Consider the following 22,720-nt stretch of genomic DNA (forward strand, 5'->3'; position numbering starts at 1 on the left):
GTGTAATTTGAAAAAGACTTTGATGGTAATTACAAGAAATCAAGAGTGGAGGAGTGAGATCAAGGCCCTTCTGTCCAATTATAAGGATCTAAAGGTCAGGTTTAGCAGCTTTAGGGCCGATATTGTTGAGGCCATTAGTAAAGACAGTCTTCAGGCATTTTTAGTCGATGATTCTCTACCTATAAGAGATTTGAAAGTTGTTTTAAGATCTACTCTTCTAAGTTCAGGAAACTCTGATAGTGCTGTTTTTTTTGCCCCTCATGATTTTTCTACTCTTCAAGATATAGTTGATGCAGTAGAAATAAATGATTTGCAACTTATAAATATGCCAACACCGGCCAGTGAGATTTCACAGCTTATTATTGACTATCTTTTTCCCAATAACTCAGCACAGGAAAAAGTTAGTGGAACTATATTTAGTGTTGATCCAAAGTTCATGAAAGTTGTCGTTGACGCCGCAAAAAGTGTTATTGAAGAAATGGGTATGGTCAAAGATATTGCTCATAGTGCTCCTGTTTTTTTAGATTCTATTGCAGACTCTATGGAAGTTGAAATTTCAGGAAAACTCTCAATTACTTCACATTCTTTTAAAGGTTCTTTTTATATTTCATTTCCTAAAAGTACTTATTTGAATCTTTATGGCAATATAATGGGTGAACAATCTGAGGAAATTAATGATGATAACAAAGATTTTGCCTCAGAACTTGCAAACATCACCTACGGAAAGTGCAAGGTCCTTCTGAATCAAGAGGGATATGATTTAAAAATGGCCATTCCCTCTTTGTCACTAGATAAAATTATAAAATCAGGGCATCCCATAATTGTTGTCCCGTACACTTCTTCAATTGGAGAATTCTATATTCAAATTGCACCTAATCTTATCTAATCTTTTGAATTTTTGGGGCCATAAAAAGATTATAAATAGTCAGAACAATTGTGAGTGGTAAATAATGTAAAACAAAAGCATTTGGGTTTCAGCTGTTGATTAAAAACCTATTCAAACCTGTTCATATGCCTTGTTAATTATTTAAAATCTTATAAATTTTTCCTCCTGCTAAAATAAGTAATCAGGAGGTTCGTATGTTTATTTCAATAGGTAAGGCCAGTATAATGATGGGTGTTTCTGTCACAACTTTAAGAAGGTGGGAGAGATCTTCTAAGTTCTGTTGCGATCACAAAACTGCTGGAGGACATAGGCGTTACTCTGTGACAAAAATCAAAGAGTTTATTGGAGAGGCCATCAACAACATGTCTAAAAAAGTTGTGGCCTATGCTCGTGTGTCTTCACATGATCAAAAAGAAGATCTACAAAGGCAAGTTGATCGTTTAGATAAGTACTGCTCAATTCACTTTCATTCTTATGAAGTTATCAACGATTTAGGTTCCGGGATGAACTATAAAAAGAAAGGCCTAAAAAGATTACTCAAGCTGATTTTGTCAGGACAACTTTCAAAAATAATTTTGACTCACAAGGATAGACTGCTGCGTTTTGGAAGTGAACTTATCTTTCAAATTTGTCACTTTTTTGGTGTAGAGATAGAGATTCTAGAAGAGAAGAAAAATTTAAGTGATGAACAAATTCTCGCCTTTGATGTTTTAGAGATGATCACAGTCTTTAGTGCAAGACTGTATGGAAAGAGGTCTCATCAAAATAAAAAGGTATTGACTGCTTAGAGATGTAGACGTAAGTTATGCGTATGTATGCATTAGCACATAAAATTGAACTTAAACCAACAAACAAGCAGGTGACTTACTTTAAAAAAGCAAGTGGTATTGCTCGTTTTACATGGAACTGGGCATTGGCAAGTTGGAATGAGTATTATCTTTTTAATCAAAATCTTCCCAAAGATGATAGAGACTCTATTAATGGGTTGATGCTAAAAAAAGAATTTAACGCCATTAAGAAGCAAGACTATCCTTGGGTTGGAGAAGTTTCAAAGTACGTGTGCCAACAGCCTTTTATTCAACTCAATCACGCCTACAGTCGCTTCTTTAAAGGATTAGCTCACAAACCAAAATTTAAAAAGAAAAATGTTTCTCGCGATTCTTTTTACATTGGCGGAGATCAAATTAAGGTGAAAAACAAAAAGGTCTGGGTGCCTAATCTTGGTTTTGTCAGACTCAAAGAAGAACTTAGGTTTAAAGGCAAGATACGCTCCGCCACTTTTTCCAGAAAAGCAAATAGGTGGTTTGTGTCGATTCAAGTTGATACAGAAGTGAATATAAAAAATAAACTCAAAGACAATTCAGTTGGAGTAGATCTAGGAGTCAACTCACTCATTCATACTTCCGACAATATTAAAGTAAGTGCACCCAAACCACTCAAACAAAATTTAAGAGTTCTCAAAAGACAGCAAAGAAAACTCGCTAAAAAAACATTCAATTCCAGTAATTACCACAAACAAAAACTTAAAGTAGAAAAAACACATTTAAAAATTGCAAATACTAGAAAAGACAATCTGCATAAAATCACTCACTTTCTGACTCAAAACTACAAAAAGATTGCCATAGAAGATCTGAATGTAAAAGGGATGCTTAAAAACCACAAGCTTGCCCGAGCAATCAGTGATCTAGGTTTTTATGAGTTGAGAAGACAATTGAAATACAAATCAGCTCTTAACGACAATGTCCTTTTTGTGGCGGATAGATTTTATCCAAGCTCAAAAAAGTGTGGCCGATGTGGCAAGATCAAGAATGACTTGAAGCTTAAAGACAGAAGGTATAAGTGTTCCCACTGTGGATTGGATATTGACAGAGATTTAAACGCGGCAATTAACTTAGAAAGTTTTGTTAATCATAGAATACGGGGAGCTGCCTCGGAATTTACGCCTAAGGAGATGACGGCAATTGATCTTTGGAAACTATCTAAAGATAAAACCAGCATCGATGAACTAGGAAATGAACACCAGAATTACGTGAGTAGTTTTGGGTAGGTTTCATTCAGCGGTAAGTGGAAATTGAATGGATTTGATATGGGCATAATTAATATTAAAATAAATAAACTTTGAACCAAGTCCAAAGATCAAAGAAATAAGTATTGCCATTAATTGAAAATTTGAACTTTTTCTAAATACCTTTATGAGGGATATTCCCATAAAAGTAGGAATTAAAAAAACACAAAAAGTAGTGAAACTAAAAAATGAAAAACTCGCAAAGTTTGCTAAATGTAAAAAACCTTCTAAGTTTAAAAAGATACCCAAGGCCACACAAACATTGGTGGTTAGTGCGGCCAAGAAGGAAAATATTAAAGTCTGTTGAAAGACGATTTTCACTATTTTAAAACTTTTTCTAATTCTCCAGAATGATACATTTCCATCATAATGTCATTTCCACCGATAAGCTGTCCCTTGTACCAAAGTTGTGGGTATGTGGGCCAGTTGGCAAAGTCTTTTACACCTTGTCTGATTTCTGGATCACTTAAAATATCAAAGCTCTTAAATTGAACTCCAACCTGATTTAAAATACCAACTGCATTTGCAGAAAAACCACATTGCGGGAAATCAGGATTTCCTTTCATAAAAAGAAAAACATCACTTGAATTGATTAGACCTTCAATTCTGCTATTTAAATCACTTGCCTTAGCTTGAGATGATTCTGTTATATTTTCACCTTTTTCAGAAATGATATTAAAAGGACTTTGATCATTCATATTTTTCTCCTCTATTTAGTCATTGTTTTTATCTGCACAGCGTGTAGTTCATTTTTAAAGCTTTCTTTTAAAATATTCATAACCATACGATGTTGTTCCAGTAACATTTTGCCAGCAAAGGCAGAACTTTTAACTTGAAGCCCCAAATGATCTGATGTTCCTGTCAAATCAGTAATTTCAACTTCGGCATCTGGCAATTGTGCAGTGATTAAATTTTTTACTTTCTGAAATTCCATAATTAACTCGCAAAAAAACTAGTGATATATGTCATGGTTCTGAGTAGTATTGTGACACGGCCTAAAAGACGATGTCTTCTTAAAAATGTACTCTTTCCATTTAAAATCTTTTTTCCTGTTATCGTCATTGCGATGTAGCATAAGACACTTAGCAGGGCAAGTATAACGTGAATATTGAGTATAAGCGGATTCTCTACTGCTTTAGAAGCTTTGTTAATTGCCCCACGGTTTAGCTCTATTTGTAGAATCAAAAGGACGTCCCAAATCATGGCCGTTGACATGATTTTTATGTGTAGTTGTCTATTTGATTTGGATATCAAAAGTTTTATGACTCCCAAATACATTAAAATAAGTATAAAAGTGGATTGAATTTGAAAAAGGATAGCGGTGTCAATATTCATCCCAAATAGCATTATTGAATTCATTTTATTCCTTTTCACATTACATGTTGAAATTTCCCCTACATTAGGCCAAAAATACAGGGACTTCAATCATTTGTGCAATTGACGCACATATCATTTAAAGTCCGTAAGGATTTTGCGAGGAATTATGACTAAATCTTCTTTAGGACGTTGGGCGGTTATTGATATTGAAACCAGCGGGATTGACCCATCATATGACACCATCATAGACGTTGGGTTTTTGCAATTTGAAGGAACAAAGCTTGTTCGTTCATATCAGTCTTTAGTTTATAGAGAAGGGGAACTTAGTCAGTTTATTCAAAAACTAACAGGTATATCCTCAAGTATACTCAAAAATGCTCCTAAGTGGAAAGAGGTTGAAAATGAGGTTTGTGAACTCTATGGACACACTTTACTCGCCCATAACAGTGATTTTGAAAAAAGTTTTTTAGAAAAAAGTTTTGATGCAATTGAAGATGGTACTCAAAGAGAAATTTATGCAGATTCATTAAATTTTTTAGGACTTCTTTTTCCTGATTCTGAAAGTTTGAAACTGGAAAAATTTATTGTGAAATGGGGGCTGGCAGATAAGGAAATTCATAGGGGATACGAAGACTCTGTTGATCTTTTAAAAGTATTAATTGTTGCAAAAGGTCTTATTGAGAAAGATAAGAAAAAAAAATCTTATCTAGATTCACTTATATTGAAATATCAGTTGGATGAATGGTGGTATGCTAGATTTTTTAAACTTACCGATTGTGAAACTCTTGAAATTGCTGAGACAATTGGTTTTGATTCAGAAGAAGCAGTAAAAAAAGCATTTGAACTCACAAGCAATATTGAAGAAGTTATTGATGTGAATATTTCCATGGAACATGGTTTTTCTGGCGAACATGTTAAACAAGCATTACAAAACGAAGAACAAATTCGTACAATTCTACCTCAGTACAAATATCGAAAAACACAAGAAGATCTTGCATTAAAAGTAGGACAAAGTTTTAAAAACAATGTTCACTCATTAGTTCAGGCCCCAACCGGTACAGGAAAAACGATGGGATATTTAGTTCCATCAATGCTTTTTTCTTTAGCTGAAGATAAACAAGTTCTAGTGGCCACTGGTACCAAAACTCTGCAACAACAGGCCATGAAAAAAGATGTACCAATTGTAAAAAAAATATTGGGATTGACAGACAATGACATCAAAGTGACTCGGCTAGTAGGTTCCAATAATCACTACTGTGAACTTATGTTTCATGATGAAAATAAAGATAGTGTAGGATTACTCCTGCCCAATTTAGATTTTGAACAAAGATTTGCGAAAGCTTTTTTTGAAATGGTTTTCTTTCATAATTCTAATGTTGAAGACGAAGAATATATTATTAAAGGGGCCCTTCCATATGTACTTAAAAAGAAAAATCAAGAACTTGATATTATTGAAGAAAATATTGCAGTTGATTTTAGGGCCTGCTCCGGTCATAAATGTCCATTTGCTCGAAGTTGCTCCTATTTGAATTCTCTTAAAAAGGCCAAGGATTCAGATATTATTATTGGTAATCACGCGCTGATGTTTCAATGGCCCAGGGGGTTTCCCAGACCTTCTCATATCGTAGTGGATGAGGCCCATAAAATTGAAAACGATGCAACGAGGTCTTTCACTTTTGTTTTTACTCAAATCCATTTTGAACACTTCGCTAATTCCTTACTAAACTCTCAGGGACTCGGTTCACTTTATTATTTATTAGCTCAAAATGAAGAATCAGTTGGCACTAGTACTGAAACCATCAATCATCTTCGAAATGAGAGTCGAAAAATTTATGAGATGCTTAAAGATCAAATTGATTTTTTACCCAATTTATTTGAACAATTTTTTAAGGCCACCCCACGTTATTCTGAACTCTATTGGAATGAACTTCCAATGATAAAAAAGGAAGCTGCAAATAATAACTTAGCACTTTCAATTATTGGAGCACTTGAGAGCATCCAATTTCTATTAAATGAATTATATACGCTTTTTTTACCACATCATTCTCGTTTTGAAATGAAATCACTAAACATAGACAATCAGATTACAGCATTGACAAGATTTGATTTTTTTATGGGAGTACTCACTGATTTGATCACTGCGATTGAAAGTTCCCTAGATAAATCAGAATCACTTATAGGTGAATATTCTCGGTCTTTGAGATTTCATGATAAATTTGGATATGAGCTTGTCACAGCTCCAATAGACATAGGTAGAGTTCTACATGATCAACTTCTTTCGACTTCCTCTTCAGTAGTTTTTACTTCAGCAACATTAGGCAATATGTTAGGTAACCATGGAGCAAAAGGAATTGAATGGTCCACAGGATATTTATATCTGGGCCCTGAAAAAAGATTTAAAAGCGGACTATATCTCCCTCCTGTTTATGACTACAAAGAAAAGACTCGCGTTTTCCTCTGTGATGATACACCTGCTTTGTATGATCATCATTTTGTCGAAACTGCACTTAGGCCTGTTATCTCACTTATTTTAGATCTTGGAGGAAGATCACTTTTACTTTTTTCAGCAAAGGCCAGATTTGAATTGGCCCGAGAAATATTATTAAAGCAATTAGAAGGAAAACTCCCGCTGTTTATTCAAGGAATGGGAGAAAATATAGTTCAGGAATTCAAAGAAGCAGGAAATGGTGTATTGTTAGGGATGGAAACATTTGGAGAAGGAATTGATATTCCAGGAGATTCTTTGCAATTTGTTTTTATCGATAAAATACCAGACTTACCAATGGATAAAGTTATTCAAGACAGAAGAGACTACTACGAAAAAAACATTGGTAATGAATTTAACGATTATTATCTTGCTCATCGAACACGCTCGTTACATCAAAAACTTGGCAGATTACTAAGAACAGAAAAAGACCATGGTGGAGTCATTGTTGTGGATTCTCGAATAAAAAAATGGAAAGGCAAAACTTTAGGCCAGCTTAAAGACTTAATGAATCCCTATGAAATTCATCGAACGAACTTGGTCGATGCTTGTGATGGTGTGAGAAAATTTTTAGACATTCATTAATATAATTTTTAAAAATCACTATCAGGATTAAGATCGTTAAAGTACTTAACTTCTATTCTCACTCCGTCATCCACTGATTCTAGAATATAAGGTATGGCAATATGCTTGCTCATATATGCATCAATTTCTTTGATTTTCTGAAACTCACCCTTAGAATTGGGCGACATTGAGTATTGACTATCCTCTTGGATTTTGTAGTGAACAGCAACTAAATCAGCACCATTAACCGTTATCTTCTCATTGGTCATACTCACTCTTTGTAAGGATATTGTCTTTGTATAAGGAGGCCCAACATATTTCCAATGATTATCACAGAAAAAAGATTGATATGTGTTTTTTTGAGTTTGATCAAATTTTTTAGTTAGAAAAAAAGCAAGTGACGTAACAGTTGTCGGAGTGGAAATATGAAACCTAGGACCTGTAGGGATTTCTACACGCTTTTTTTCTTTTGTAGATTCAAACTTGTACTTGATAACGTTTATTTTATCGTCGAAACGATAAACCTCTTCTGTTTTCTCCTGGCCAAGCATTTTTTTGATGATAACTTTTGTCGGTATAAAATCCTTATTAACAGAATAAGCAACACCCACCTTTAATAGCTCTCCAGTTGCAACCCTGGCGATAATTTCAGAAAAATAATGAATGGATGATTCTTTCTTGTTCTTATAGACATCATAAGTTTCTTCACAATAAAGATTTGTGCCTTTGTAGTAATTAAATGCGCCGCGATATACCTTGTCTTTTTTCTGATATGGGTGTTCAAACATGATTCCATTCTATATCATTACCAAGTAAATAAAAATATTTTTTGTAATTATGAGACGGAATCCATGACAAAAAAAACAGAATTACATTTTATCTTATTTAAAAGGCTTTGGGAGTTATTAAAGGGCCCTGAATTCATCGGTCTAACCGTTTCGGCCAATCTTTTTATAATTCTCAATGCGGCCATATTTTATTTTCTTGAATATGAAGAGAACTATATGATTGATTCTTTTTTAGACGCCGTATGGTGGTCCTTTACAACTATCACAACTGTAGGGTATGGAGATATCGTTCCTGTGACGACTATTGGTCGAATTCAGGGCATATTAATGATGTTGCTAGGGACAGGATTATTTGTGACGTTTACTGCACTTTTTTCTAATGCAATACTAGGTAGAAAAGTTGAGGGAATACAAGAAAAAGTTAAAGGACTTGGAAAAACTCTGGGAACTACACGAAAAGAATTTCAAGAGGAAGAAAAAGCAATTCACACTGAAGTTGATCAACTTAGAAGACTAATTGCAGAACTAGAAGAAATTGTAAATAAGCGACGTAAATAGTTGACCTTAGAAAAGGAAAACAAAATGAGCTATGAAATTTATAAAATCATCCACATCGTTGCCATTATCGGCGTCTTTGCATCTCTTGCTGTCTCTCTAAGTACTCCTGCTGGAGAAGTTCAAGTCAAACACAAAATATTAAATGGCCTAATGTCTTTTCTCATTCTCGTTGCAGGAATGGGACTTCTGGCCAGAATTGGAATAAAACATGGGGAAGGTTTCCCAACTTGGGTTATAGGTAAATTTGTGGCATGGGGACTAATTGTCATCGGTGGGCCTATTGCCATTAAAAGAATGAAAACAAATAGAGAAAAAATGAGTCTTGTCTTTATTTTAATTGGTATCGCAGCGATTGTTATTGCAATCTACAAACCATGAAAAAAGATTATACCTATAAATTTTTAATTGTTTTCTCTCTTCCTTCCATTTTTTCATCAATGCTTGAGCCGTTGGCCTCAGTAGTCGATACTGCCCTTGTTGGGCATATTGAAACTTCCTGGTTAGCGGCACTGGCCGTTGGAACAGTGATATTTAGTTCAATTACATGGATATTTAATTTCTTAGTTCACGCCTCTACTCAAACTGTTGCCGTTTCTCGTTCAAAAGATAATTGGCAAGAGTTTGGAAGCAAAGTTAAGTTATCATGCATCATAGCGATAACAATAGGAATTACAATTTCAGCAATTCTCTATTTTTTCAAACTAGAATTTTACCAACTTCTCGGTACGGATCCCTCCTTGTATTCTAATGTCGATGAATACTTTCACACACGATTAATCGGACAAGTCTTTATCATTCTCTATATAACCTTGTTATCGATACTAAGAGGCATGGAAAGAGTCACACTCTCATTTTGGATTGTTATCTTTACAACCTTACTCAATGTGATTATTTCATATATGGCACTTTACGCCTTTAACTTTGGACTTAAGGGAGTTGCGTTCGGGACAGTCGTCTCTCATATTATCGGGGCACTCATCTGTTTTCTTTACCTTCTCAGTAATCCTCAAATTCGTGCAGGAATTTTTGGGCCATTTCACTCAAAAGAAGAAATATTCACTTTTGGCAAAAACTCATGGTCAATGTTTGGACGAAGCTTTTTTTTAACAAGTGCCTTTCTGATAGGAACACGTGTTGCCGCTAGCATTGGAGTCCTCGAATTGGCCGCTCATCAAGTTATGACTCAATTGTGGTTGCTTTCTTCATTTTTCATTGATGGAGTTGCTATCACTGGAAATGTAGTAGGGGCCGGCCATTTCGCCCATAAACGCTATGATATATTTCTGTACGTTGCAAAAAAATTACTCGTTATAGGTCTAGGAATTGGAATTCTTTTTTTAATTAGTTATTTATTTGGATTAAAGTATTTCAGTTTGCTTTTTACAAAAGACCCAAAAGTTATTGAACTATTGAAAGATCTCTGTTTGATTCTTGCTCTAAGTCAAATCCATAATGCCCTAGCTTTTGTTCTCGATGGAATTATTTTCGGAGCTGAAGGCTTTTCATATTTAAGAAAACATATGTTCATCGGCTTTGTTTTTATATTTATTCCGCTGATCTATGCAGCACAAACTCAAAAATCTTTGGCCATCCTTTGGTTCGCTCATTGTGCATTAAATTTCTATAGACTCACAAGTGGTGGACAGTTCTTAAGAAAAATTTCATCCTAATTGATGATTGTGCAACTTGACTCGATCCATCCAATTTGGGATGCTAAGCAAATTATATATTTATGGGGTTTTTATGAATAAAATTTCAAATTTTGCAGATTATGAAAATCAATATCTCCAATCAATCGAATACACCGATGCATACTGGGGAGAAGTCGCTTCAAACTACCATTGGTTTCAAAAATGGAATACTGTTTTAACAGGTAACTTCAAAGAACAAAACGTAAAATGGTTCGATGGTGCAACCACAAATCTTTCTTATAATTGTCTCGATAGACATCTCAAAAAAAATGGCAATAAAACAGCACTCATTTTTGTTTCTAATGAATTAAACTCTGAAAATGAACATTTTACTTTCAAACAACTTCATGAAAAAGTCTGTCAGTTTGCAAATGTCTTAATATCCAAAGGAGTTCAAAAGGGAGACAGAGTTTGTTTTTATATGGGAATGACACCTGAGCTATTAATTGGAATTTTGGCCTGTACGCGTATTGGGGCCATTCATTCAGTCGTTTTTGGGGGATTTTCTGCTGTTTCTTTGGCCGGACGACTCAATGATTGTAAAGCAAAAATATTAGTGACTAGTGATGGTGGTCTCAGAGGAAACAAAGTCATTCACCTCAAAGAAATTGCAGATGAAGCTCTCAAGCATTGTCCCGCTGTGGAAACTGTTCTCGTTCACAAAAGAGCAAATAACGAAATTTTTATGAGTCCTGGACGCGATGAAATTCTTAATGGCCTATTGGATAATGCATCTAAAGAATTTGAGGCCACACAGATTGAATCCGAAGATCCTCTTTTTATTCTATATACCTCAGGCTCAACCGGAACTCCTAAGGGGCTTTTACACACTACTGGTGGATATATGGTTTGGGCCGGTGAAACTTTTAAAAATGTCTTTCAAATGGATGAAGATGATATATTCTGGTGTACGGCAGATATTGGATGGATTACTGGCCACACCTATTTAACATACGCACCATTATTAAATGCCAATACAACTGTTATGTTTGAAGGAGTACCAACTTATCCCGATGCCGGAAGATTTTGGCAAGTAGTAGAAGATCTGAAGGTCACTCATTTTTATACAGCACCTACGGCCATTAGGGCCCTCCAGGCATGTGAATTAGATTTTGTGAAAAAATATGATTTATCTAGTCTAAAAGTTTTAGGATCAGTAGGAGAGCCAATTAACGAAGAGGCCTGGGAATGGTACAACGTACACGTAGGAAATAAAAAATGTCCAATAGTAGATACTTGGTGGCAAACTGAAACAGGAGGAATAATGATTTCTCCACTTGCTGGTATTACAAAACTCAAACCAGGCCATGCAACACTGCCACTGCCTGGAGTTCAACCAGGTTTATTCACGCATGAAGGTGAAGAAATTTCGCAAACACAAGCTCAAGGTATACTGTGTATTAAAAAACCCTGGCCAGGTATGGCCAGAACAATTTGGGGCAATCCTCAAAGATATAAGGAAACTTATTTTTCTACCTATGAAGGGCTCTATTTCACTGGTGACGGGGCCAAAAGAGATGAAGAAGGTTTTTATAGAATTACCGGAAGAGTGGATGACGTGATCAATGTATCAGGACATCGTATTGGAACTGCTGAAGTTGAAGATGCTATCGATCAACATCCAAAAGTAGTTGAGGCCGCGGTGGTTGGTTTTCCTCACGATATCAAAGGACAAGGGATCTTTGCCTATGTAATACTTTCTGAACCTATGGAATCAAATCAGTTGAAAAAAGAAGTTAATAGTATTGTCACAGAAATGATTGGCGCAATAGCTAGACCTGATGAAATTAAAGTCGTCTCAGCACTACCTAAAACTAGATCTGGAAAGATCATGAGAAGAATTCTAAGAAAAGTCGCAGCAGGGGACACTAAAGATTTAGGTGATATTTCTACACTTCTAAATCCAGAAGTTGTTGAGGAGCTTCTTTCTTGAGACAAGATTTGTTTTCAGATTCTTATTGGGAACATAACTATTCAAATCCATCTGAGATGGATGGAATTGCCAATGCAAAAGAGCACGCTCGATATGCAAAAAACTTTTTTGATATTGAGATGATCCATATCAACTCTATGATGGATCTTGGAGCAGGACTTGGTTTTTTATTAGCATCTTTTGTGAAAGAATTTGTTCCCTATGAAGTGAAGGCCATTGAGCCATCAAACTACGCTTTCAAGGAGCTCAAACAAAAACAACTAAAAATTGTAGATGGTATGAAAGTATCATTATCTCAGAGTGATTTATATACTTGGTGCAAGAGTAAGGACGAGAAAAAAGTTTTTGATTTAGGAATTTGTACCTCTGTCTTACAATATATTGAAACTGATAAAATAGAAAAAATTGTTCCTGTTCTTGCAAAGCGTTTTAAATATCTTTATCTTTCAGTCCCAACTGATAAGGAGCTAGATAGACAAAAAGATGAATGTGAATTTCATGACCACTATGCAATTAGAAGATCAAAAACAAAATACTACAAACTTTTGAGTACTCATTTTACATTCGTATCTGCAAGGATTTTGGAGAGTAAAGAATTTTTCAATGAATTAGATACTGACCTAACTGACTTGTTATTTAGATTTTAAAACTAAAGTCGACGCATTCTCTTTTTTATATCCAACGGAAGGCCACTTTTTCCAGTCCAACCCCCTCATTCTGGACAACATTTTAATAGCTAAGTGCTACAATCAATTAGTCTGGAGGAATTATGCCAAAACAGAAATATTCATCAGAGTTAAAGGAACAAGTACTCGCCGAATACGAGGAAATTGTCCGGAGTATATAGGGGGTCAGAAAGCTATTACTTCCTAGAGCACGAAAAGGCCTCTAAAGAGTGACATTTTACATTAATAATTGAAAACTATAACTATCAGATATAAAAAGGAAAATAGAATTAATGAAAATGTAAAAATAGACGAAAAACTATCATAGGGAATAATGTCCTTGAGAGCACTGCGCATGACATTTTACCCTCTAACCCAAAGTGACATAATTGCTCATCATTCACAGTGCTTAGTGGATAGTGTGTAGATACTACTCAAAGATGTCACGCATTATTTAGTAAGCGAAAAAGACCGACCACCTGCAATGTTGGTATTATTTGATTAAACAAAAAAACAATCAAATACCAACAAGGAGGTCGGTCTTATGAATTTTAAAACAAAACAACAGATTAGGATAGATATTATCTCTCAGTATCTTAACGGTGAACTTCGATCTGAAGATGCTTGCTGTGCTTTAGAAATTGGTGAAAGACAGTTTAGGAGGCTTGTGAAAGGGTTTAGAGAACAAGGTGTTGCTTCTCTAATACATGGTAATAAAGGTCGAATACCTCACAATAAAACATCAATGAAAGTATCCAATAAAATTATTCAACTTTATCTTGGAAGATATAACGGCCTTAATCTCGTTCACTTTATTGAAAAACTACGCGAAAATAATTCTCATGAATTTGACAGCATCCCTACTTACACCACTATTAGAAACCTTTTACTACAAGAGGGCCTGATTATTCCCTACCAGAAAAAAGCAAAAAGAAAATCTCACCCTAGAAGAAAGCGTTATGAGAAAGAAGGGTTAATGGTTCAAATTGATGGAAGCCCTCATCGCTGGATTCATGACTGTTCACCTTTTTGTCTGACTGCTGCCATTGATGATGCCACTGGAAAGATTTTAGCTGCGAAATTTACTCCTACAGAGACAACTTTTGCAGCGATGGATGTGGTGGAACAAATAATTAATAAATATGGTGTCTTCCAAATGCTTTATTCTGATAAGGCCGGAATTTATGGTGGCGGGAAAAGACAGGGTTTTACAAATATGAATAGGGCCATGAACGAGCTTGGAATTATCTCTATTCAGGCCAACAGTCCTCAAGCGAAAGGACGGATTGAGAGGCTATTTAAAACCCTTCAGGACAGGCTTTGTTCAGAAATTAGGCTTAGAGGGATAAAGAATATTGAAGCTGCAAATAGGTACTTAGAAGAGTTTATCACTGCCTACAACCTGAAGTTCTCAGTATCTGCAAAAGATCAAAGACCAGCTTATAGAAAACTTGAAGAACTAATAGATCTCAATGAAGTTTTGACGATTAGAGATCATAGAAAAATAGGTGAAGGGGAAATATTAAGTTTTGAAGGCCATAAATACCTTGTCTCAAGGGAAAATGGCCATTCACTTATTGGAAAAACAGTGGAGATTAGGCGATACAGAGATGGAAAGTTGGAAATGTTTTTATTAAATGGAGTGAAACTGGCCTATGAATGTTTTGAGGATTTAAAAAGGGTCGCATGATGAAAAAATAATAGGGTCAAATTACCTTAAAAAGTAGTTTGTAAGGGGAAGTAAATATGAGGAAACTAAAAAAAGATTTAAAAAGGTTACAATTTATGGAAATCTGTCCGTAAAACTAATTACATTAAGCAGGTGTTGGTCAAAATCGCTTAACATCAAATAGGACATTTTTCTCAGGTAGTTACAAGTACTTAGTGGATAGTGCCAGAAAAAATACACAACTGGTTTTTCCTAAGATATCCAAGCGCGTCAATAAAATTAAATAGTTAGAGTAATTATGTGTCAACATTCTCGAGTTATTTTAGTTCGAGTATAATATTTCCATGGCTGCACGTAGGTTAAACTTCTCTATTATTATTTTTCTTTTGTTCACTGTTTCTTGTGGTAAGGGAAGGATCAACATTCGATTAAATGTTAAATCAAAAACAGACATTGGAACATCTATCACTTCCTCAAATCTTGTTGGCTCCTGGAATGGTTTTGGTGGACCAGCACTGGATGTAGTTGTTCGAAACAGTTACGCCTATATAGCAAAAAGTTATAAAGGTCTTGAAATCTATGATGTTTCAGATTTCTCAAACATCTCTCTTGTTGGAAGGTATGACACAGCTGGGAATGCCTGGGGAGTCAGCTTATCAAGTGACGGTAATTATGCCTATGTGGCAGATAATTCCAATGGACTAGTGGTTGTAGATATTTCAACTCCAAGCGCTCCAAGTCTTGCTGGCTCTTATGATACTGCAGGGAATGCCTTTGGAGTCAGCTTATCAAGTGACGGTAATTATGCCTATGTGGCAGATAGCTCCAATGGATTAGTGGTTGTAGATATTTCAACTCCAAGCGCTCCAAGTCTTGTTGGCTCTTATGATACTGCTGGGTTTGCCTGGGGAGTCAGCTTATCAAGTGACGGTAATTATGCCTATGTGGCAGATAGCTCCAATGGATTAGTGGTTGTAGATATTTCAACTCCAAGCGCTCCAAGTCTTGCGGGCTCCTATGACACAGCTGGGAATGCCTGGGGAGTCAGCTTATCAAGTGACGGTAATTATGCCTATGTGGCAGATTACTCAAATGGATTAGTGGTTGTCGATATTTCAACTCCAAGCGCTCCAAGTCTTGTTGGCTCTTATGATACTGCTGGGTTTTCCTATGGAGTCAGCTTATCAAGTGACGGCAATTATGCCTATGTGGCAGATAGCTCCAATGGATTAGTGGTTGTCGATATTTCAACTCCAAGCGCTCCAAGTCTTGCGGGCTCCTATGACACCGCTGGATCTGCCTTAGGAGTGAGCTTATCAAGTGACGGTAATTATGCCTATGTGGCAGATAATTCCAATGGACTAGTGGTTGTCGATATTTCAACTCCAAGCGCTCCAAGTCTTGCGGGCTCCTATGACACCGCTGGATCTGCCTTAGGAGTGAGCTTATCAAGTGACGGTAATTATGCCTATGTGGCAGATAATTCCAATGGACTAGTGGTTGTCGATATTTCAACTCCAAGCGCTCCAAGTCTTGCTGGCTCTTATGACACTGCTGGGTTTGCCAGAGGAGTCAGCTTATCAAGTGACGGTAATTATGCCTATGTGGCAGATTACTCAAATGGATTAGTGGTTGTCGATATTTCAACTCCAAGCGCTCCAAGTCTTGTTGGCTCTTATGATACTGCTGGGTTTTCCTATGGAGTCAGCTTATCAAGTGACGGTAATTATGCCTATGTGGCAGATGGCTCCAATGGACTAGTGGTTGTCGATATTTCAACTCCAAGCGCTCCAAGTCTTGCGGGCTCCTATGACACCGCTGGATCTGCCTTAGGAGTGAGCTTATCAAGTGACGGTAATTATGCCTATGTGGCAGATAATTCCAATGGACTAGTGGTTGTCGATATTTCAACTCCAAGCGCTCCAAGTCTTGCTGGCTCTTATGATACTGCTGGGTTTGCCTGGGGAGTCAGCTTATCAAGTGACGGTAATTATGCCTATGTGGCAGATGGCTTCAATGGACTAGTGGTTGTCGATATTTCAACTCCAAGCGCTCCAAGTCTTGCGGGCTCCTATGACACCGCTGGTAATGCCTATGGGGTGAGCTTATCAAGTGACGGCAATTATGCCTATGTGGCAGATGGCTTCAATGGACTAGTGGTTGTCGATATTTCAATTCCAAGCGCTCCAAGTCTTACTGGCTCTTATAACACTGATGGTAATGCCTATGAAGTCAGCTTATCAAGTGACGGTAATTATGCCTATGTGGCAGATGATTACAATGGACTAGTGGTCGTAGATATTTCAACTCCAAGCGCTCCAAGTCTTTATATTCCGTCTTACTGACCCCCCTATATACTCCGGACAATTTCCCCGTAAGGATTTTGTGTTAAAATGACTAGGATGTGGATTCTGTACCGTTAGCATTAAGAAAAGACTTAATGTCTTCTTTTAATCAAAATAAAGTTTTTGGATCCTATCTATCCAATTATTTTTTTCACTTCTCTCTAAAAAAGATGCCTTAAATGAATTTATCGCCAGTTGTTTCAAATCTTCTTTTGATAGATCTAGAGCTCTTGCACATTGTTTAAAATTTTCTCCCAAATATCCACCAAAATAAGAGGGGTCATCAGAATTTATCATCGCGACTAGGCCTCTATTTAAAAGTTTTTTTAGATTATGATCTTCAAGCTTGTCAAAAACACATAGTTTTACATTTGATAAAGGACAAACTGTGAGAGGAATTTGTTTTTCAACAAGTTGTTCAACTAAACGCTCATCTTCTAAACTCCGCACTCCATGGTCAATTCTCTTCACTTCTAGAAGATTTATTGCTTCCCAAATATATTCCGTAGGTCCCTCCTCTCCAGCATGAGCAACAGTCAGAAAACCTTCTTGGATTGCTCTTTTGAAAACTCTTTCAAATTTACTCGGAGGATGACCTACCTCTGAAGAATCAAGACCTACTGCTTTAATTTTGTCCTTATGTTTAAGGGCCATATCCAAAGTCTTTTGGGCCGAATCTTCATCTAAATGTCTTAAAAAACACATAATAATTCTCGATGAAATCCCAAAATCAACTCGTGCTTTTTCCAATGCATTAAAAATTCCATTGATTACAGTATCAAATTCAATTCCTCTATCAGTATGTGTTTGTGGATCAAAAAAGATTTCAGTATGCACCACATTGTCTTCTTTACACTTTAAAATATAGGCCCATGTCAAATCGAAAAAATCTTGTTCTTTGATGAGAACATTCGCCCCTTGATAATATATATCTAAAAAAGATTGAAGATTATGGAAGTTGTAAGCAGCTTTTACTTCTTCAACTGAATTAAAAGGAATATTGATATTATTTCTTTTTGATAATTCAAACATAAGCTCAGGTTCCAAAGAACCTTCAATGTGTAAATGAAGTTCTGCTTTAGGTAGTTTTTCAATAAATTCATTTAGACTTTCCATTCCTGCACCTCGTTTCATTTTATTTAAACTATTATTGCCGATTCTGTTTTGATAGTAAATCTCTGACTTGCAAGAGTTGAGCTATAATTGAAATAGATATTTCTTCAGGAGAATTATCTCCAATTGGTAGACCTAATGGAATATGTAATCGATTTATAAATTCATCACTTACTCCTAAACTTTTCAATTCTTTTGAAATTGTATTTTTCTTAGAAAGTGATCCAATCGCACCAACATATGGAGCATTTGGAAATTGAAGATATATTTCACGGAGAAACGAAACATCGCTGCTATGTCCTTTGGTCATACAAAGGAAATACGTTCTCTGATTAAAATTGGAAATTATTTCTTTGACATTAGCGCTATGAATAATTTGAACATTGTCTAATTTTCTTAACCATTCTAAGCGATCATCAATAACTGTAATTTGACAATTGAGTTTTGATAAGAATTTTGTAAGTGCTTGGGATACATGTCCTGCTCCGAAAATAGCAACTGGCCAGGATCTTCCTGGAAAAGATTCAAATAATAGCTGAACGACTCCACCACAAGTCATTCCAATATCTTTTTGTAAATTCCATTTGACTAAATAGGGAGATTTCAAAGTTTCTTTTGATAACATCATTTGTGCAAACTCAATCGCACGTGCTTCAACCTTTCCACCTCCAATTGTGCCCAAATCTAGTCCATCATTGGTTACAATACACTTTGCTCCCGGGTCTTGTGGGGCAGAACCATCAACACTTATAAGGGTCACCATGACAAAAGATTGGTTTTTATTCAATAAATCAATTGCTCTTTGAAACATTTTTTTTATCCCACTTCAAAAATTCATCAGGATGAATTGCTCTTAAAATTCTCTCGTTTGTTGCTGGTATATCAAGCAAAGGATATTTATTCTTGTAATGATCTAAATAGGTTAATGCATTTTGCGCTGCAGTCCACACACTGATAGCAAGAAGCAAAGGTGGCTCTCCAACTGCCTTGGTTCCTCTCACATTCATATAATTTTCATCATTTTCTAATAACTCAATTGTGTAGTGCCTGGGTATATCTTGAATATTAGGAATTTTATATGTACTTGGTGCGTGAGTGAGGAGAAAACCCTGATCATTGTAAACCAGGTTTTCACTTGTCACCCAACCCATTCCCTGTATAAATGCTCCTGAAATTTGTCCCTTGTCCAAGGATTCATTAATAGGTCTGCCTAAGTCCATTAAAATTTGGGAACTACTTACTTTTAATTCTCCACTGTCTTTATCAATAATCACCTCACTTAAGGCCACTCCTTGAGTGAAATATAAGAATGCATTTCCCTGTCCTGTTAATTTATTAAACTCTATACCTGGTATTTTATAATGAGCATAATCGCTTAGACTTATTCTATTCAAATAGGCCTCAAGTATAAGATCTGAAAAATGAATAGATTTTTTTTGATACAAAACTCTATTTTCTCTGAAATCTACATTGAAATACTGAGCGACACCACTTTTCCAGTCTGCCCCTGCATTGGGATCATTCAAATGATCTATCTCTGAAACTTCAACTTCAGGTTGGCTTCCCAAACCAGATGTGTTTTTTGCCCATTTCTCTTCAGGGATTTCAAAAACTTTAAGAGCAAGTTGAGATAATCTGTATTTTATTTTTCTTACGGCCAAAAGTGCTGCTGCTCCATTTAAATCAGTACCTGAAGAAGCAGCTGTGGGTGAAGTGTTGGCATTTTTATCAGTTCTAGTGGGCATTAATCGTATTTGAGATGTTGAAATCCCTAACTCACTAGCAATTAACTGGCCAATTCTCGTATTCACTCCCTGGCCCATTTCTGTCGCTCCTGTTGCAACTTGAACCGTTCCATCCTGATGTATAATGATTGAAGCATTCGCTTGATTTAAAAATCTTGTCGTAAAGGAAATTCCAAACTTAACGGCCGTTAAAGAAAGTCCTTTGAGGTATCTGCCATTAGAAAGATTGAATTGTTCTATTTGTTTTCTCTTTAAATCGTATTCAAAGGATTCTTGGGCCTTTTTAAATAGTTCTTCTAATTTATTATTTTTAACTTCTTGTCCATAATGAGTGATATTTTTAACAGGAGTATAAAGATTTAATTTCCGAACTTCTAATGGGTCAATTTTAAGATAGTGAGAAATTTCTTCAATAATTCTTTCAATTGTAGACACACCTTTAGGGCCACCAAATCCTCTAAAGGCAGTATTAGAATGATGATTTGTTTTACAAACTTGTCCAGCAACTAACATATTTTGTATAAAGTATGCATTATCACAATGAAGCATTGCTCTTTCCATGATGGCCGTACTTAAGTCGGCATAAGCTCCAGCATCTGAAAAGAGATCAACCTTTAGCGCATTAATAGTTCCTTTCTGGTTAAATCCAACTTTATAATTAATTTTAAAAGGATTTCGCTTTCCAGTTATAATCATATCATCATCTTTTGTTAAACATAGACGAACTGGAACATTTAATTTTTTCGCGCACAATGCGGACATCGCTGCAAATGGGGCCGACTGTGACTCCTTACCTCCAAAACCCCCTCCCATTCTTTTTACTATACATACAACATCTTTTTGATCGATTCCGAGGGCGTGAGCGACTGTATGTTGAGTCTCAGTTGGGTGTTGAGAAGAAGTATGAATTTCAAGTTGGCCATCTTCTAGTGGATAAACAATGCTTGATTGATTTTCGAGATAAAAATGTTCTGCACCTTGAATTTCAAGAGTTCCCTCGATCTTATGTTCTGCACTTTGGTATGAATCGTTAAAGTTTCCTCTTTGAATGATCCTCTTTTCTCCAATAAACGAGTTAGCTTCAATTGCTTCTTCGATTGAGAGAATACTTGGAATGTCTTCATAAGTGATTTGAATTAATTTTTTTGAGTACTGTACATCACTCAAATTTTTACCAACAATAATTGCAATGGGTTCTCCGGCATACTGACAAATGTCAGTGGCCAAGATGGGTTGATCTTGAAAGATAGCTCCCCAAAAATTGTAATGAAAATCTTTACCCGTAAAAACGGCAATGATATTTTTATTTTTTAATGCTTTAGAAAAATCAATATTTAAAATTTTGGCATGGGCCCGATGTGAGTAGAGTACGTCTGCATAAAGTTCATTTTTGAGCATGGACCTATCATCTATGTATTCAGATTTACCTCTAACATGGCCTTGAGCACTGTCGTGGGGAATACTCATCTCAATTCTCCTAAAGTGCGCTTTAATTTATTTTTAAATAAAACTCTTCGATAACTACTTGAACCTCTTATATCAGATATCGGTTCAAATTCTTTTAAAGCAATTTCACATAAATCTTCCAAATTAATTTTTGAAATATCTGTTCCTATTAAAAAATTCTCTGTCCTTTTTAATCTTAACGGAATAGGGGCAACTCCACCTGCAGCAATCAGAGCATCTTCAACCTGTTCACCTGATAATTTGATATTAAAGGCCAAATTAATTGTAGATATATCTAAATCTTTTCTAACACTGCTTTTAACAAATTTTAATATTCTATTTTGAGGCAAATTAAATTGAATATTTTTAATAATCTCCCCTTGTCCAAGACTGGTTTTTTTATAATTTATGAAAAAATCAGATAATTTTTCTCTACGTTGTTGGCCATTTGAAATTATTTCAAGCTCAGCATCTAAACTCAACAGAACTGGAGCGTTATCACCAATAGGTGAGGCATTTGCAATATTTCCGACAACGGTCGCAGAATTTTTAATCTGAGGTGATGCAAAAATATTCAAATAACGTGCATATTCTTGGCAATGAACTTCTAAAAAGTTTCTAAAACTATTTATACTTACTTTAGATCCTATTTTAACCAAACCGTGATCATTGATGAGATCATAGGATTCTTTAATAAGATGTAAACTTAAGAATTTTTTTAACTTTAGATTTCTTTTATTTTGCATAACCCCGAGGTCAGTTGCGTTGGCCATGATTATTGCATCAGGATTTAAGGCCAAAAAATCTAGAGCTTTTTCATAACTTGTGGGGATAAAGCAAATTAAATTTTCTGATTCAATTAATAAATCTTTTGAGCAGATAGTAAGGAGCTCATTTTCAATTGATAGAGTATGATATCTTTCTTTAAGACTCGTCTCTCTTTTTATTTCCATCGACTGGCCAGCTTTGACTAGAGAATCAAGACCTGTACATCGACATAAATTTCCTGTTAAATAATTTTTGCATTCCTTTACAGATACAATATTTTCTTTTTTACTGATTTTTTTCTCACATAAACCTGCTAGAGACATTGCAAATCCAGGAGTACAAAAACCACACTGTGTTGCATGATTCTTAAGAATAGACTCTTGCGCAGGATGTAGAGTATCATTATTTTCAAGAGATTCTATTGTTAAAATATGCATTCCATGGACAGTTGGAAGAGGTGTAATACAGGAGTTAATTGCGAAAAAGGCATTATCCTTGAGGGGATTTAAGCAAAGGATTGTACAAGCGCCGCAGTCGCCTTCTGCACAAACTACTTTTGTACCTGTTAAACAAAGTTCTTTTCTAATATAGTCTGAAAGCATCAAATCAGAGTAAAAATGATCAACTTCACATAACTTGCCATTTAAATAAAATTGGATCACATGAATTCCTATCTGTTAAA

The 22,720-nt window shown here is 35.6% G+C and carries 20 protein-coding genes; 11 read left to right on the plus strand and 9 right to left on the minus strand.

Annotated elements, in window-relative coordinates; translation table 11 throughout:
* The first annotated feature begins 22 nt into the window (after positions 1-22).
* From H6622_12055 to tnpB, 3 genes are all read left to right on the plus strand, one after another.
* Complete coding sequence (locus tag H6622_12055; GenBank protein ID MCB9062244.1) at positions 23-886, plus strand: chemotaxis protein CheX; 864 nt, start codon at positions 23-25, stop codon at positions 884-886.
* A 194-nt stretch (positions 887-1,080) separates the two neighbouring features.
* Positions 1,081-1,674, plus strand: coding sequence for an IS607 family transposase (locus H6622_12060; GenBank protein ID MCB9062245.1), 594 nt, complete (start codon positions 1,081-1,083; stop codon positions 1,672-1,674).
* A gap of 17 nt (positions 1,675-1,691) precedes the next feature.
* Positions 1,692-2,933 (plus strand): IS200/IS605 family element transposase accessory protein TnpB, encoded by a 1,242-nt coding sequence (gene tnpB, locus H6622_12065; protein MCB9062246.1) that lies wholly within the window; start codon positions 1,692-1,694, stop codon positions 2,931-2,933.
* 3 nt (positions 2,934-2,936) lie between these two features.
* Here the strand turns inward: tnpB and H6622_12070 are convergent, their stop codons facing one another.
* The 4 genes from H6622_12070 to H6622_12085 are packed head-to-tail and all read right to left on the minus strand — an operon-like array spanning position 2,937 to position 4,310.
* Positions 2,937-3,272, minus strand: coding sequence for a hypothetical protein (locus H6622_12070; protein MCB9062247.1), 336 nt, complete (start codon positions 3,270-3,272; stop codon positions 2,937-2,939).
* Positions 3,272-3,649 (minus strand): Grx4 family monothiol glutaredoxin, encoded by a 378-nt coding sequence (gene grxD / locus H6622_12075; GenBank protein MCB9062248.1) that lies wholly within the window; start codon positions 3,647-3,649, stop codon positions 3,272-3,274. Before grxD ends, H6622_12070 begins: the two co-directional genes overlap by 1 nt.
* Before the next feature lie 11 nt (positions 3,650-3,660).
* Entirely contained in the window at positions 3,661-3,885 is a 225-nt protein-coding gene (locus tag H6622_12080; GenBank protein MCB9062249.1) for a BolA family transcriptional regulator, read from the minus strand.
* Between the two features lie 2 nt (positions 3,886-3,887).
* Positions 3,888-4,310: a hypothetical protein gene (locus H6622_12085; GenBank protein ID MCB9062250.1), complete on the minus strand. Its 423-nt coding sequence runs from the start codon at positions 4,308-4,310 to the stop codon at positions 3,888-3,890.
* Positions 4,311-4,434: 124 nt separating this feature from the next.
* On the opposite strand from H6622_12085, the gene H6622_12090 reads away from it, so the two are divergent.
* Positions 4,435-7,338 (plus strand): hypothetical protein, encoded by a 2,904-nt coding sequence (locus tag H6622_12090; protein ID MCB9062251.1) that lies wholly within the window; start codon positions 4,435-4,437, stop codon positions 7,336-7,338.
* 8 nt (positions 7,339-7,346) lie between these two features.
* Here H6622_12090 and H6622_12095 read toward each other — a convergent pair whose 3' ends face one another.
* Positions 7,347-8,105, minus strand: coding sequence for a hypothetical protein (locus tag H6622_12095; GenBank protein ID MCB9062252.1), 759 nt, complete (start codon positions 8,103-8,105; stop codon positions 7,347-7,349).
* A gap of 63 nt (positions 8,106-8,168) precedes the next feature.
* Between H6622_12095 and H6622_12100 the strand changes: the two genes are divergently transcribed.
* The 7 genes from H6622_12100 (at position 8,169) to H6622_12130 (ending at position 16,966) form a co-directional block, all read left to right on the plus strand.
* The gene (locus H6622_12100; protein ID MCB9062253.1) at positions 8,169-8,663 is read left to right on the plus strand and encodes an ion transporter; all 495 of its coding nucleotides are present in this window, start codon (positions 8,169-8,171) and stop codon (positions 8,661-8,663) included.
* A 24-nt stretch (positions 8,664-8,687) separates the two neighbouring features.
* On the plus strand, positions 8,688-9,041 hold the full coding sequence (locus H6622_12105) for a SirB2 family protein (GenBank protein MCB9062254.1): 354 nt from the start codon (positions 8,688-8,690) through the stop codon (positions 9,039-9,041).
* Complete coding sequence (locus tag H6622_12110; GenBank protein ID MCB9062255.1) at positions 9,038-10,333, plus strand: MATE family efflux transporter; 1,296 nt, start codon at positions 9,038-9,040, stop codon at positions 10,331-10,333. The genes H6622_12105 and H6622_12110 overlap by 4 nt, the downstream gene beginning before the upstream one ends.
* Before the next feature lie 73 nt (positions 10,334-10,406).
* Positions 10,407-12,287 carry an acetate--CoA ligase gene (gene acs / locus H6622_12115; GenBank protein ID MCB9062256.1) on the plus strand — a complete coding sequence of 627 codons (1,881 nt, stop codon included), beginning with the start codon at positions 10,407-10,409 and terminating at the stop codon, positions 12,285-12,287.
* Positions 12,284-12,934, plus strand: coding sequence for a class I SAM-dependent methyltransferase (locus H6622_12120; protein MCB9062257.1), 651 nt, complete (start codon positions 12,284-12,286; stop codon positions 12,932-12,934). Before acs ends, H6622_12120 begins: the two co-directional genes overlap by 4 nt.
* A 562-nt stretch (positions 12,935-13,496) precedes the next feature.
* A complete protein-coding gene (locus tag H6622_12125; GenBank protein MCB9062258.1) occupies positions 13,497-14,642 on the plus strand; it encodes an ISNCY family transposase in 1,146 nt (381 codons plus the stop codon).
* A gap of 323 nt (positions 14,643-14,965) precedes the next feature.
* On the plus strand, positions 14,966-16,966 hold the full coding sequence (locus H6622_12130; protein ID MCB9062259.1) for a hypothetical protein: 2,001 nt from the start codon (positions 14,966-14,968) through the stop codon (positions 16,964-16,966).
* A gap of 105 nt (positions 16,967-17,071) precedes the next feature.
* On the opposite strand, the gene H6622_12135 is transcribed toward H6622_12130, so the two are convergent.
* Genes H6622_12135 through H6622_12150 form a run of 4 tightly spaced genes read right to left on the minus strand, consistent with a single transcriptional unit; the run spans position 17,072 to position 22,700 of the window.
* Entirely contained in the window at positions 17,072-18,082 is a 1,011-nt protein-coding gene (locus H6622_12135; GenBank protein MCB9062260.1) for an adenosine deaminase, read from the minus strand.
* A 31-nt stretch (positions 18,083-18,113) separates the two neighbouring features.
* The gene (gene xdhC / locus H6622_12140; protein ID MCB9062261.1) at positions 18,114-18,890 is read right to left on the minus strand and encodes a xanthine dehydrogenase accessory protein XdhC; all 777 of its coding nucleotides are present in this window, start codon (positions 18,888-18,890) and stop codon (positions 18,114-18,116) included.
* Positions 18,871-21,291, minus strand: coding sequence for a molybdopterin-dependent oxidoreductase (locus H6622_12145; GenBank protein ID MCB9062262.1), 2,421 nt, complete (start codon positions 21,289-21,291; stop codon positions 18,871-18,873). Before H6622_12145 ends, xdhC begins: the two co-directional genes overlap by 20 nt.
* Positions 21,288-22,700 carry an FAD binding domain-containing protein gene (locus tag H6622_12150; protein MCB9062263.1) on the minus strand — a complete coding sequence of 471 codons (1,413 nt, stop codon included), beginning with the start codon at positions 22,698-22,700 and terminating at the stop codon, positions 21,288-21,290. The genes H6622_12145 and H6622_12150 overlap by 4 nt, the downstream gene beginning before the upstream one ends.
* Positions 22,701-22,720: the final 20 nt, after the last annotated feature.

The organism is Halobacteriovoraceae bacterium (assembly GCA_020635115.1).
Taxonomy (GTDB): Bacteria; Bdellovibrionota; Bacteriovoracia; order Bacteriovoracales; family Bacteriovoracaceae; genus JACKAK01.

Excerpts from the sequence above, each read along its gene's own strand:
- H6622_12060 (MCB9062245.1), top strand. The coding sequence starts at position 1,081 with ATGTTTATTTCAATAGGTAAGGCCAGTATAATGATGGGTGTTTCTGTC.
- H6622_12105 (MCB9062254.1), top strand. The coding sequence starts at position 8,688 with ATGAGCTATGAAATTTATAAAATCATCCACATCGTTGCCATTATCGGC.
- H6622_12095 (MCB9062252.1), bottom strand. The coding sequence starts at position 8,105 with ATGTTTGAACACCCATATCAGAAAAAAGACAAGGTATATCGCGGCGCA.
- acs (MCB9062256.1), top strand. The coding sequence starts at position 10,407 with ATGAATAAAATTTCAAATTTTGCAGATTATGAAAATCAATATCTCCAA.
- H6622_12110 (MCB9062255.1), top strand. The coding sequence starts at position 9,038 with ATGAAAAAAGATTATACCTATAAATTTTTAATTGTTTTCTCTCTTCCT.
- H6622_12080 (MCB9062249.1), bottom strand. The coding sequence starts at position 3,885 with ATGGAATTTCAGAAAGTAAAAAATTTAATCACTGCACAATTGCCAGAT.
- H6622_12085 (MCB9062250.1), bottom strand. The coding sequence starts at position 4,310 with ATGAATTCAATAATGCTATTTGGGATGAATATTGACACCGCTATCCTT.
- H6622_12055 (MCB9062244.1), top strand. The coding sequence starts at position 23 with ATGGTAATTACAAGAAATCAAGAGTGGAGGAGTGAGATCAAGGCCCTT.
- H6622_12125 (MCB9062258.1), top strand. The coding sequence starts at position 13,497 with ATGAATTTTAAAACAAAACAACAGATTAGGATAGATATTATCTCTCAG.
- H6622_12090 (MCB9062251.1), top strand. The coding sequence starts at position 4,435 with ATGACTAAATCTTCTTTAGGACGTTGGGCGGTTATTGATATTGAAACC.
- H6622_12130 (MCB9062259.1), top strand. The coding sequence starts at position 14,966 with ATGGCTGCACGTAGGTTAAACTTCTCTATTATTATTTTTCTTTTGTTC.
- H6622_12145 (MCB9062262.1), bottom strand. The coding sequence starts at position 21,291 with ATGAGTATTCCCCACGACAGTGCTCAAGGCCATGTTAGAGGTAAATCT.
- H6622_12135 (MCB9062260.1), bottom strand. The coding sequence starts at position 18,082 with ATGGAAAGTCTAAATGAATTTATTGAAAAACTACCTAAAGCAGAACTT.
- xdhC (MCB9062261.1), bottom strand. The coding sequence starts at position 18,890 with ATGTTTCAAAGAGCAATTGATTTATTGAATAAAAACCAATCTTTTGTC.
- H6622_12100 (MCB9062253.1), top strand. The coding sequence starts at position 8,169 with ATGACAAAAAAAACAGAATTACATTTTATCTTATTTAAAAGGCTTTGG.
- tnpB (MCB9062246.1), top strand. The coding sequence starts at position 1,692 with ATGCGTATGTATGCATTAGCACATAAAATTGAACTTAAACCAACAAAC.
- grxD (MCB9062248.1), bottom strand. The coding sequence starts at position 3,649 with ATGAATGATCAAAGTCCTTTTAATATCATTTCTGAAAAAGGTGAAAAT.